Origin of the sequence: Anabaena sp. UHCC 0204 (assembly GCF_009711975.1) — a bacterium.
Lineage (GTDB): Bacteria > Cyanobacteriota > Cyanobacteriia > Cyanobacteriales > Nostocaceae > Dolichospermum.
In genome coordinates, this window is record NZ_VIKW01000004.1 from 179041 (window position 1) to 191408 (window position 12368).

Annotated in this window: 10 protein-coding genes; 5 read left to right on the forward strand and 5 right to left on the reverse strand. The window is 33.9% G+C overall.

Going from position 1 to position 12368, the window contains the following annotated elements:
- Nucleotides 1-714: M23 family metallopeptidase (locus FJR04_RS05075; RefSeq protein WP_168492376.1), on the forward strand; the 714-nt coding region annotated here is incomplete at its 5' end.
- A gap of 337 nt (nt 715-1051) precedes the next feature.
- Nucleotides 1052-1246 (forward strand): hypothetical protein, encoded by a 195-nt coding sequence (locus FJR04_RS05080; protein WP_168492378.1) that lies wholly within the window; start codon nt 1052-1054, stop codon nt 1244-1246.
- A gap of 123 nt (nt 1247-1369) precedes the next feature.
- Here the strand turns inward: FJR04_RS05080 and FJR04_RS05085 are convergent, their stop codons facing one another.
- The gene (locus FJR04_RS05085) at nt 1370-2242 is read right to left on the reverse strand and encodes an S-methyl-5'-thioadenosine phosphorylase (RefSeq protein WP_168492380.1); all 873 of its coding nucleotides are present in this window, start codon (nt 2240-2242) and stop codon (nt 1370-1372) included.
- Between the two features lie 184 nt (nt 2243-2426).
- Here FJR04_RS05085 and FJR04_RS05090 point away from each other — a divergent pair, with 184 nt between their 5' ends.
- Nucleotides 2427-2630 carry a hypothetical protein gene (locus FJR04_RS05090; protein ID WP_168492382.1) on the forward strand — a complete coding sequence of 68 codons (204 nt, stop codon included), beginning with the start codon at nt 2427-2429 and terminating at the stop codon, nt 2628-2630.
- A 233-nt stretch (nt 2631-2863) separates the two neighbouring features.
- Here the strand turns inward: FJR04_RS05090 and FJR04_RS05095 are convergent, their stop codons facing one another.
- Together FJR04_RS05095 and FJR04_RS05100 are read right to left on the reverse strand one after the other, a co-directional pair.
- Entirely contained in the window at nt 2864-5020 is a 2157-nt protein-coding gene (locus FJR04_RS05095) for a pentapeptide repeat-containing protein (protein WP_168492384.1), read from the reverse strand.
- 154 nt (nt 5021-5174) lie between these two features.
- The gene (locus FJR04_RS05100; RefSeq protein ID WP_168492386.1) at nt 5175-6167 is read right to left on the reverse strand and encodes a zinc-dependent alcohol dehydrogenase family protein; all 993 of its coding nucleotides are present in this window, start codon (nt 6165-6167) and stop codon (nt 5175-5177) included.
- A gap of 44 nt (nt 6168-6211) precedes the next feature.
- Here FJR04_RS05100 and FJR04_RS05105 point away from each other — a divergent pair, with 44 nt between their 5' ends.
- Both FJR04_RS05105 and FJR04_RS05110 read left to right on the forward strand, forming a co-directional pair.
- On the forward strand, nt 6212-7339 hold the full coding sequence (locus FJR04_RS05105; protein ID WP_168492388.1) for a GNAT family N-acetyltransferase: 1128 nt from the start codon (nt 6212-6214) through the stop codon (nt 7337-7339).
- A gap of 105 nt (nt 7340-7444) precedes the next feature.
- On the forward strand, nt 7445-8404 hold the full coding sequence (locus tag FJR04_RS05110) for an NAD-dependent epimerase/dehydratase family protein (protein ID WP_168492390.1): 960 nt from the start codon (nt 7445-7447) through the stop codon (nt 8402-8404).
- Between the two features lie 25 nt (nt 8405-8429).
- Here FJR04_RS05110 and FJR04_RS05115 read toward each other — a convergent pair whose 3' ends face one another.
- Together FJR04_RS05115 and FJR04_RS05120 are read right to left on the reverse strand one after the other, a co-directional pair.
- Nucleotides 8430-11168 carry a protein kinase gene (locus tag FJR04_RS05115; protein ID WP_168492392.1) on the reverse strand — a complete coding sequence of 913 codons (2739 nt, stop codon included), beginning with the start codon at nt 11166-11168 and terminating at the stop codon, nt 8430-8432.
- Nucleotides 11169-11174: 6 nt separating this feature from the next.
- Nucleotides 11175-11882: a hypothetical protein gene (locus tag FJR04_RS05120; protein WP_168492393.1), complete on the reverse strand. Its 708-nt coding sequence runs from the start codon at nt 11880-11882 to the stop codon at nt 11175-11177.
- Nucleotides 11883-12368 lie beyond the last annotated feature (486 nt).

Here is a 12368-nt window from a genome sequence, read left to right on the forward strand (position 1 = left end):
GATTTCCTGCGACAAGAAAAAGGTGCTTTTGCTTCTGATAACTTACGAATGTTGGAAACTTATACATCTAACTCGAATGGATCATTTACCAAGCGATGGCAGGTTGATGATCGTGCAATGCACGGTGATTTAACGAATTTGTTTACCAGTAATGATGCACGTTATCGGTCCGGTTACTTCAGTGACCTTTTCTCATTAACAGATAATGATTGGAACTATCAAAGTCGTGACAACTTATTTTTTGATGGTAACACTCAAAATGGTGAAAGTCTCGCATCTGTCAAGCAGGCTTACTCTGATCTTTCAAACGGCATTTTCGGTTCTTACAAGGCTATGACGGCTGGATATTTTGATACTACCAATTACAGTGGCAAACACTATGGCATTGACATGGCTGGGCTTGCTGGTAATACAGTAAAAACAGTAGTTGGTGGTACGACTACCTTAGTTCAGAACCTTGCTGGTAATTACTTTATCGGGGTAAAAGGTGATGATGGTAATCTTTGGATCTATGGGCATTTAGAAAACTACTCTGTGGCAATTGGTAATCGTGTGGAAGCCGGAACTACAATTGGTACAGTTTTTGATGGCGCTTACCATAATGGATACTGGATGGCTCAACACTTACATTTAGAAGTTCATAAGGGTCATACTTACAACCGTGATAACTCCATGAGTCCTCTGCAAGCTTATTGGAAACTAAGAAACCGATAAATAATTTGTCTGTATGTATTATCGTTGATCTACCGTCAATGATTGTAGGGGTTTAGCATTGCTAAACCCCTACGGTTATATGAAAATGTTAAGATTGATATATCGCATTTCTGTGATTATGGAGGATAGAATGCGATCGCCTTTTTCTTGTTCTGAATATGTGATCACTTTTCTGTAATTATCGAAAATAGAGAACGATCGCTCAAAAAACCTTATGGTGTCACTTTCTGGACTAATAGAGGATGGGAAGCGATCACCTTTTAAGTATTTTTTGTGAAAATGATAGAGATAGAGTAAAATTGAGTTATACCCTCAGTCAAAAAAGAGGTATAACTCAATGACAAATACAATGAAAATTCCTCGCAGTAAATTATTTGCTATAGCAATGGAACAATTTTTGCGTCGTCAAAAAAATCGCCAATTAGTAGACAGTATTAATGAAGCTTATGCAGATAATTTAGATGAATCAGAAGAAATCATGTTAGCAGCAATGCGACACCATCAAGGACAATTACAAGCAAAAGAATGGTAATTAAGCAAGGTGATATTTATTGGATTGATTTGTGAGAACCAATAGGATCAGAACCACAAGAAATAGATTTTGATGAATAAAAGCTGCATTTTATTTCCCCCTCATCCCCTATCTCCTATTCCCTTACAAATACTTATCCAACAACAAACCCAGCTTCTCCTTCGTCGCTGTTGGTGCTTTCTCCAAATTCGTTAAAATTGCATACTTCAAAGCCGAATGAGCCTCACTAGCAGGGGGATTTGCACTCAAACGCTTCACCGTTTCTTGAATTACCTTTTGAGCATTTGCCGCATTCTTGTGTAAATTACCGATCACCATTTCCACCGTCACACTATCATGATCTGGATGCCAACAATCATAATCCGTCACCAGCGCCAACGTAGCGTAGGCTATTTCCGCTTCCCGTGCTAACTTCGCTTCCGGTACATTCGTCATCCCAATTACCGTTGCATCCCAGCTACGATAGAGATTAGACTCAGCCTTAGTGGAAAAAGCCGGTCCTTCCATACATACGTAAGTACCACCATTATGTAAAGTTACATCTGGTAAATGTAAAGAAGCGATCGCCTCAGCCAAAACCCCAGCTAAATTTTTACAAATCGGCTCACCAAAAGCAATATGCGCCACAATTCCCTCACCAAAGAAGGTAGAAATGCGATTCTTGGTTCTATCAATAAACTGATCGGGAATTACCATATCCAGGGGTTTAGCTTCAGCCTTCAAAGAACCCACAGCACTAGCAGAGATTAGGTATTCCACCCCTAATTGCTTCATGGCGTAAATATTAGCCCGAAACGGTAACTCAGAAGGTAATAGAGTATGATTACGACCATGACGCGCTAAAAACGCCACTCTTGTTTCCTCTAAAGTTCCGAGAATAATCGCATCCGACGGTGAACCAAAAGGTGTAGAAATTTCTATTTCCTCCACATCTTTAAGTGCTTCCATCTTATACAACCCGCTCCCACCAATGATTCCAATCTTAGATACCGCCATAATTATCATCCTTATTATTAATTTACCTAACAGGTAATTTTACTGGAAATCTGCCTCTTGATAGATGCACAAATACATAAATACTGATTTTTTGATAATTCCGTAGACATACGAGTACAAAAAATATCTAAATTAATATACCTTAGTTTTATAGGCGATAAAAAATAAATTTTTGGTAAAGAATATGCGGAATAATAGTAATTCAGGTCACACACTCTTGGAAACAGTATTACAGCGCATATTTTCTATTCGCAGAATTACTCGACAAGATCAGCATCTACTCATGTCTACGTTATTATCAAAAGAAGGACTAGACGAAACTGAACGGACACAAATTACCCGTGTATTTGACGGGTTACGCAGTGGATTTATTAAAGTAGTAGATTGATTTAGTTGTATTACCGAGTAAATCAAGGAAAATATGTACAGCTATCCTCAATCATTCTTCAACAAAAAGATCCCCGATTTCTTTACAAGTTAGGGATCTTATATTTTTGACTTTTATAAATTTAGACTTAAGTAATGTAAAAAATATTGAGATAATTTGGTAGTAAGGGCTTCAGCCCTTAAATGAGGACTAAAGTCCTCACTACAAAACTGGAATTATTTGGTCTGTTCTACTTATTTTAAGTAAATCAATAAATTCAATCCGGGAATAGTTCGTGAAAGAGTCCAACCAGCTAGAACAATATAAAGTAATCCTAAACTCCATTGATACCACGCAAGTGCAGAGATGATTCCTGGTAAGTGTTCATCTCGCAGACGAATATCATTAAATCCTAATCGCACCAAATTATTCAGACTAAAATCATAATAATTCAGCCAATTCCAGCGTCTATCCCATAATAATGGCATATATCTTTCCCGAAAACTAGGATTTCTAGGAATAACCGGTAATCTCCCAATTAATAATCTTAACTGTCTTAATGTTCCATCTTCTGTAAAATAGGATCTATCCATTAAATCATGATAACGTCCTTGTTGATAAAGTCGCCATAATAAAATTCCTGGTATGGGAAAAATGATCATAAATAAACAAAGTAAAGTTACCCAAGGGCTAACCGAATTCCGAAAAATGGCTAATAAACTACCAGATATTAAACAGGTAAAACTGAATAAAGTACAAACAGTTTCATAATATTTAGGAACAATAGGAACAGGACACAAACGCCGATAGCGATCAACTAACCAAAATAATACACCAAAACAGGAAATAACTACTCCCCCAACTCCAAATACTAACCAAAAGTTAGTACCATAACCACTTAACAATAATAATAAACTCAACAACAACCAATTTAAAGACTGCACTATCCACCCACTTAAAACCATAGGTTCAGTTGCAATTAATCTATCACTTAACTTATTATATGTTTCTAAATCTACATCTGCTAAAGCCAATAACTCACTGATATTCCGAAAATGTTTTATTTGACGACGTTGGTTAATTTCAGATGCTTGAGTTTCCGAAAAACCCAAATTAATTAACCTATTAACAGAAGCAGTATTAATATTAATAGCTACCAAACGATGACTTAATTCAATTAACTTTAATCGCTGTTTTGTATATTCCAACTGATTTGCATCACCAACCTGTTGTTGTAAACGGAAATTTTGACTTAAATTCCGCAAAATATTTTGATTACCATGCAATGTCGGGACAATAAACTTTTTGCCAATTTCCCCCACATTACCTAAAATCTTTGCTTGATTGGAATTAAACACCAAACCAGGTACATTTAAAAATGCTGTTTCTGCAAACTTCGCATCACTAAAATCAGCTTGATTAAGAATACTTGCACCCAGCAAATCTACTGATTGATTAAACTCAGATTCTCGAAAAATCAGCACTTGTTTAAAAATAGCATCTTTCATCCATAAGAATTGATGAAAATTAACTTTATTAAAATTAACTTGATTAGTAAAAACTGCACTAGAGAAATCAGCATTATCTTGCCAATAACTACTATTAAACTTAACCACTTGCCGAAATTTTCCTAGATTAAACTTGGCAATTTTGCAAAATACATCACCCTGAAAATTAGCAGCTTCTATAAAAGTTACTTCTTGGAAATTAGCCTTATCAAAAAAAATACTCCCTTGAAAACTACTAGAAGCATGAAAAATTGCATTGTTAAAACTTACAGTTCTACCAAATCTAGATTCTTGCCAATTAGTAGCCTTAAAAAAATTAGTCCCTTGAGCATTTACAGATTGGAGAAAAAACGTATTGGGAAATTTTACTTCCCCATTAAAACGACTTTCCACCATAATTAAAGCCCCGCGGAAAACAGCAATATTACTAGAAGTAGTTGACTGATTACCCAACAAAGATTTACAATCTTTAGAATCAGGAAAAGCCATTGCTAAAGATTGTAAACATACAGAACGAAGACTTTCTAATTGATCCCGTTCAGTTGGGGTAAAAATTTGGGCTATACCTTGAGCATAAAGGGGAGTTCGTAAACCCAACTCACTACCCAAAAAGTCACCTTCAATAATAGAAGCACTCAAATCTAAACCCAAAGCCTTTGCACCAGTTTTTTGTAATTCTTTTCTGAGTAATTGGTAAAAAGCATCCCGAAAAATAGCATTTTCAGGACGTAAATCAATTACCATTCCCCTTAAATTTACTGTTAAATTACCCTCTCGCAAAACTGGTGATTTGACTCGTTCTTGTAACAATTCCCAAGTTAAATTTATGCGGTCATTTTGGACTGCAAACGCAGGAATAGGAAATAAAAATAGAAATGTAGCGAATATGGCAATAAACCCCATTAGTGCGAATTTAGGTATTATCCTTTTCCTTAATACCGCACAGTATATATTTATTGATTTAGCTGTGTTCTTTAATTCAGAAGATTGAGTTAATTCCCACCTGTTTAAACATCTAACTTGATTAAATAATCTCAACAAATTTCCTACTTAATTATTAATTCAATAAAACAACTTTACCCAACATAGAACCAGTCTCAATTAAAGTGTGTGCTTTTGCTGCTGACGCTAATGGAAACGTCTGACTAACTTCAATTTTTAACTTACCTTCATCTATCCAAGTAGCACACTGTTGCAGAATTTCCCCATGATGTGTTAATACTTCCACATTTTCTAATAGCATCGGTGTCAGCATTAATTCTAAACCTATCCGGAGATTTCTATTTCTAGCAACTTTCCAAACAGTATTAGCTTGAGGTTCCAGAATAGTCACAATATCCCCATAAATTCGCACTGCGGGAAAAGATTTTTCAAAAGTATCACCACCAACAGTATCAAAAACTAAGTCTACACCTTCACCATTCGTCCAGTCTAATGCAGATTTTACAAAATCAGTTTCTTTATAAAAAATGACTTGATTAGCACCAATTTCCGTAACAAAATTGGCCTTTTCTGGAGAACTAACCGTAGTTGCTACATCTGCACCTTTAAGTTTAGCTAATTGAATAGCTACATGACCAACACCACCAGCACCAGCATGAATTAATACCTTCTCTCCTGGTTCAAGTCTTCCTCGTTCATACAAAGCTTCCCAAGCAGTGATTAAAACCAGCGGTGCTGCTGCTGCTTCGGTGAAAGAAATAGATTTGGGTTTAAAAGCGACAAATCTTTCATCAACAATGGTATATTCAGCATAATTTCCTTGGTGTGCGCCCAAACCACCATAGCAAAAGTATACTTCATCACCAACGCGAAATTTGTGAACATCAGTACCTACAGCTTCCACTATACCCGCACCATCACATCCTAAAATAGCCGGCATTTGTTCAGGGTAAAATGTCCCCCGCTGACGTAATTTAGTATCAATTGGGTTCACACCAGCCGCTAATATCCGCACTAAAATTTCTTTATTTGTGGGTATAGGTTTAGTAACTTCCTGTAACTGTAAAACTTCTGGTTTACCCGCTGCTGTCATTAATATTGCTTTCATGGTTTTCTCTCCTAAATTTATTTCTTTAAGTAAGACTACAAAAAATGAATAACCGGCAATTTAAAATTAAACCTGTTTCTACAGAAGCTGATATCAAAACTTTTCTTGATGTTCCTAATAAAGTATATCAAAATGATCCCAATTGGGTAAAACCGCTACGAAGTAGTATCAGCAAACAATTAGCACCTAATAATTCTTTTATAGAATATGGAAAATTCCAACAATTTATTGCTATTTCTAACAATTCAGGAGAACCTTTAGGACGAATTGTTGCTGCTATTAATTACCGACTGATTGAAAAAGAAAATCAGCAAATAGGATTATTTGGTTATTTTGAATGTATACCTGACTTTGCAATTACTGAATCACTTTTAAATAGTGCTTTTGAATGGCTAAAAGCAGAGGGAATAAATAAAGTTAGAGGACCAATTGATTTATCTACCCATAATAATTGTCTGTTATTAGTAGATGGTTTTAATACTCCACCAATGATGATGATGCCATATCATCCGGCTTACTATCATCAATTTTTAGAAAAATATGGATTTGTGAAAGCTAAAGATGCTTATGCTTATGATTTCGATGTTTGTAAACCACTAGATGATAAATTTGCCAGAGCATATAAAATAGCTTTACAATCTGGTATTACCTTTCGTCCTCTACATACTAAAGGAGAAGAATTTTTAGAAGATGCTCGGAAGTTGTATCATTTATTTACCACAGCTTTTGCTAATAATTGGAGTTCTACATCTCGCACAGAAGCAGAGTTTTTAGAAGAAGCCAAAGATTTACAACAATTAGCTGATCCTGATATTTTCCATATTGCTGAAGATAAAGGAGAAATGATTGGTTTTTTCATGGGTTTACCTAATTATAATATTGCCTTAAAACAGGTAAATGGTCAACTGAATTGGTTAGGAATACTCAAATTTCTTTGGTATCGCCGAAAAATCAATCAAGCCAGAATTATTGCGATCGCCTCTTTACCAGAATATCGGCGGCAAATGGTATCTTTAGCATTAGTTTATCTAGGAATGCAAGGAGGAACTCGCAGATATAAAACAGCAGAACTTTCGTGGGTATGGGAAGATAATCATCCCTCTCGAAAAATTATTGAAGCTGCCGGAGGTAAAATTTATAAAACATATAGAATATATGAAAAAGAAATTTGAATTATTTCATAAATTAAGATTATTATATCTTCTTCTCTTCTCTTCTTTCTTCGTGTCCTATCTCTTCGAGACGCTTCGCGAACGTGCCTTCGTGGTTCATTTAATATGAAAATATTCATCACCGGTGCAAATGGATTTACAGGTTCTCACCTAGTCAAAGCCTTAGAAAATCAAGGACATACCATTAAATGTTTAGTGCGTAAAACAAGTAATTTGTCAAGACTAAATAACTGTAAAGTAGAACTAATATATGGAGAAATTACAGATTATGAAATAATTACCAAAGCCATGGAAGGTGTAGATATAGTATTTCACCTTGCAGCTTATGTAGAATTAGGACTTGTGAATGCAGCAGAAATGGAAAAAGTGAATGTAGAAGGAACGCGGACAATTTTAGAAATTGCCAAAGCAGCATCCATATCCAAAATCATTTATTGCAGCACTATTGGTATTTATGGAAATAGTTTTGGTAAAGTTATTAACGAAACATTTCAACGGCAACAAATTAACTTTTCTTCAGCTTACGATCGCACCAAATATTTAGGACAACAACTAGTAAATCAGTTTGTTAAAGCAGGTTTACCAGTTGTCAGTATCATGCCATCTGGGATATTTGGTATTGATGATCCCCATTTTGGACCCGTGATGCAATTATTTCTGCAAAAAAAGCTAAAATTTTGGGTAGGAGGCGATCGCTTAACAGGTATTGTTCACGTTGATGATTTAGTCACAGCCATGATTTTGGCAGTAGAAAAAAGTCCAGCAGGAGAACATTATATTATTTCCGCAGGAGAATTAAAAACCAGAGAAATGTTTGCTTTTCTTTCTCAAGAAACAGGTATTCCCATACCCTTAGAACTTCCTGAACCCATAGTCAGAGTTATCGGTAATTTACTAGATTTAATCGGCAGAACATTTGCCTGGAATCCTCCCCTCAGTAATGAACGTATCCATTACCTTTATGATCGCTGTGTACGGGTAGATAGTACCAAAGCCCGTCAACAATTAGGATGGCAACCCCGTTCTATTAACGAAACTTTACGATCCCTGCTATCAATAAAGTGAGGGGAACAAATCAGCGCAACAGATATTATTTCTTTTGTACTTTTATCATATCTAAAGTCAGTTTATCAAACGTTTTTAAGCTTCTTTGCAGTTCCTCTTTAAATGGATCAAATGGTCCTTCAGGATACTTGCCAATATCAATATTGGAAGCATTTTCTATTTCTGTTCTAATTTGCTTAATATCGTCAAACAATAACTTCATTTTGGATTTATAATTATCTCCCCGCGCGTAATAAGATTGCTGACTTTCATGGAAAGTCAGTTTTAAATATATAGAAACTATTATTTTGAGAATCTTTTCAAAATGTTCAGATTTAAAACCCTTTGAGCCACTCACAAGTCTTTCTATTTTGTTTGGTTCGGAAATTTCCTCAATTATTATTTCAGCTTTACTGTTGAAATCCTTGATCTTAATCTTATTAATCTCATTGTTAATAATATCTGTGATATATGGTTTACTTTGTCCCTGGTTATCAATGCTCACAAAAAATATTTGATATATATATATTCCTATCATATTGAAATAATATTTGCAAGGATCTATATATTTATAGTATACGTACTCTTTGTCACTAGATATATTTTTTTTGATATCTATATCCTTAGCGTCTTGGTCGGCAGAAACTACTCTATACTTGAGTACAGTATGAGAATTTTCTCCTATTTCTTCAATTTGTAACAATGAGTGATCATTGTTTTTTGACTTTAATATAATCCAGTCATGCTCTTCAATAACGTCTCCATAAGGTGAAGAATCAAGAAACTGATAGATTATATTATTGTTCTCACTATCTGTTATTAAACGTATTTTTCGACGCATAAAAGTTAAATAATTAGGAACAAAAGGATTTCCTATATCTCGTGTAATTTTAGTGTACACAAAATCACTTCTCAAATCTCTCTCATAGGAGTCTTTGGTTTTATATAGATTAAACTTAATATTTAGACTATCTGGTTCACCAGTAATACTCTTTTGAGAAATCGCAAAATTTATTGGTAGTAGTTCACTAAATGAAAACTGATTAGGTTTAAGTAAATCTTCTACTAATCTAGATATTTTTTCTAGATACCAAACTCCTTCCGCAAAACGCTTCCATAAGTTATTATTTTCGATGTTTTGTAACATCTGGATCGTATCTAAAAATCCAGGATTATTTGAATGTTTTGCAGAATTCCATCTCCGCAGCAGAAGATGATTCTCTATTATTTCAACTTTATACTTACCACCACGACCATTAGTTTCAGTCAAGTTCAATAAGCTGTTGTGTAACATCTCCGCTGCTTTCTGATCTTGATCAGACTTACTTACAGAATAAAACGTATTCTCGGCCTTATAAAGCATACACTGCAAAATGATTTTAACAATATCGGAGGGAGCATAAGATGACGAAGTTTTATTAAGTTTAAATGGCTCAAATACTTGAACTAAACTTGGTTCGGTAGACTGAAAATCGGAAACTTTCAGATAGTCTTCCATTATGTCATCAACATTTTTTCCTTCTTGATCATAAATAAGTCTAATATTCTCATAAAATCGCTCTGGTGATTCCCCACAAGTAAGTAAGTCATATACAATAGCTCCAAAACCGAACAAATCAGTTCGTTCTTCTTGCCTTTTGTACAAGATCACCTGAGTTTTTTTATCATTACTTAAATCATTTATTGTTGTTTGGAGAGTGATATATATAGGTGAATTTTCACTCTTATGATCAATCTCAATTGACTGAATAGGATACGCTTTTTTATTTTTACTGAAAACTATATAATCATCTTTTTCAATAATTGTATCACGCAGTTTAGGATCGTAAGTAATTAACTTGACATGACAATTTATTTGATCATTTTCAAGAGTTGAATTACATACTTCAACATCTACATCACAAATATCAAAATAATCTTTTTGTTCAGGTGATCTATAATGCCGAGTACCCAGAGGTAGCTGTAAATTAGCTACTGGCAAAGCTTCAAATGGTGGATTTTCCCCAGGATAAAGAAAACCTAAATCACCAATTACACTCTGAACATTATTACCATATTTTTTAACAAAGATGTTTGCAGGTTTCAAATCAAGATGATATAAACCTGCTTTATGAAGAGTTTTAAGACCTTCAGCAATATCGAGAAGATATGGAAGTATAGTAGCTATACGATCTTCAAAAGTCTTTTGTCTGAGGATATCGTATCCTCTAAGTTCATATATATTTTTTTCCTTTTGTATTTTCTCTTCTAATTCTTCACGAGAATTTGAAGGTTCACTCTCATTTCCTGGATATGTCCACAGTTCAATACCTCCTTCTAAAAGAGTTTTAAGTGTATGATCATACTTTTCTGTGACAAGAGCATAGTTTGAGAGTTTCAATGAATTAAACTTATTTTTTAGTTCTTGATATAGATTAGATTGTTGAAACTCTCTTGTCCAACCTAATACCTCAATAATATGCGTAGTCTTTGAATCTTCTGTATTTTCACTAAATTCTACAATTTTTTTTGTAGATTGAATTTCATTATTAAACCGAGTTTCTATGCTATTTGGTGTAACTTCAATATTTTCTTTATTTATACCAGGGGTAGAATATTCATAAAGAATCTTCACAGCCAATTTCTTATCTGGACGGTTGGATGTTGAAGCTGCAAATACTATACCAAAAGTTCCATCACCCAGCTTGATAGGTTCATCATTATGGAGATCCAAGTAAAATTCTTGATTACTTTCTTGATCTAAGAATGAATATTTTTTCTGTTCTTCATTTAATTGGAATGTCATAGAAATTTAATCCTGTCCTAAGATAAATACAAAATATTCTGTCTTGCTGTTTTTCGGTTCATATTTAACCAAAATAGCTTTTTCAACAACCTTTTTGTCTAATGAAATTACTATTTTAGGAAAAGTTTCAAATCTTATTATATCACCAGATTGATATTCTTCAAACTTAAATAATTTCGATTTTTCTGGTGGCAATTCTGTCACCATTATTGGATTTTCGTTGGCATTTGCCCATATTTTTACATATACTTCTCCACATTCATTTATTTGCAATCCAAACCGATTTTTATCTATAAATGTTTTCACATACTTTAAATTGTTCTTACTCTTACATATAGGAATTAATTTAATGTATTCAATGACAACTGAGTTATCCTTTCCTTTATTCCACCAATCACTTTGATTAATTATTAAATGTAATCCCCTGTTAATGCTAAAAGGGATTTTTTGAATGTCAATCAGTGATTTTTTTGCTTTTGCTGGTGTAGTTGATGGGAGAATTTTTTCTGATTCAGAAATGACTCCAGATAGACGCTTGTTCTGACCGTCTTTTGTCTCAATATTAATATTTATCGCATTGTATATATTTTTTGTATTTCCTACATTAAGTTCTTTAACTAGAGTAAATTCATCAAACTTAATATCCACTTTTATCTCAGGTATTAATCCTTGAATGAATTGACCTATTTTGTTTAAATCTTCTGGGCTAAACATGATTTTTTCTGTATAATCCGCTATATTTTGAATTCAATAATTTAATAGGAAGCAAAATTACCATTTTGTGAGCATATACAAATATTTATAGCTACACTATGCTATACAAATAGTAATTAAACTGAATTCCTATATTTGGTTACGCAGTGAAAAAACAACAGCATAACTATAACTGCATAAATATACATTACTTATATTTCCGATCAGGGATTTTTCAAATCACATTATTGCGGATTGTTCACAAATAAATCAAAAAATGGCTAAAAACTACGAAAATTTATACAAGTAATCGTGCCAAATAAATTGCAGATTTTGGGAAGGGAATAGGGATCAAAGAACAGGAAATAGCACAAGATGACAAGGATTTCTTGTTTTTGACAAAATGTATAATTAATTCTGGGGAATTGTCTTCTACAGTATTTGAATATTTGTAAAGCATGACCCCAGGGGGCAGTAGGGGGGGGAGAAAATATTGCCCAGTCTCCA

Excerpts from the sequence above, each read along its gene's own strand:
- FJR04_RS05080 (WP_168492378.1), top strand. The coding sequence starts at position 1,052 with ATGACAAATACAATGAAAATTCCTCGCAGTAAATTATTTGCTATAGCA.
- FJR04_RS05085 (WP_168492380.1), bottom strand. The coding sequence starts at position 2,242 with ATGGCGGTATCTAAGATTGGAATCATTGGTGGGAGCGGGTTGTATAAG.
- FJR04_RS05090 (WP_168492382.1), top strand. The coding sequence starts at position 2,427 with ATGCGGAATAATAGTAATTCAGGTCACACACTCTTGGAAACAGTATTA.
- FJR04_RS05095 (WP_168492384.1), bottom strand. The coding sequence starts at position 5,020 with ATGGGGTTTATTGCCATATTCGCTACATTTCTATTTTTATTTCCTATT.
- FJR04_RS05100 (WP_168492386.1), bottom strand. The coding sequence starts at position 6,167 with ATGAAAGCAATATTAATGACAGCAGCGGGTAAACCAGAAGTTTTACAG.
- FJR04_RS05105 (WP_168492388.1), top strand. The coding sequence starts at position 6,212 with ATGAATAACCGGCAATTTAAAATTAAACCTGTTTCTACAGAAGCTGAT.
- FJR04_RS05110 (WP_168492390.1), top strand. The coding sequence starts at position 7,445 with ATGAAAATATTCATCACCGGTGCAAATGGATTTACAGGTTCTCACCTA.
- FJR04_RS05115 (WP_168492392.1), bottom strand. The coding sequence starts at position 11,168 with ATGACATTCCAATTAAATGAAGAACAGAAAAAATATTCATTCTTAGAT.
- FJR04_RS05120 (WP_168492393.1), bottom strand. The coding sequence starts at position 11,882 with ATGTTTAGCCCAGAAGATTTAAACAAAATAGGTCAATTCATTCAAGGA.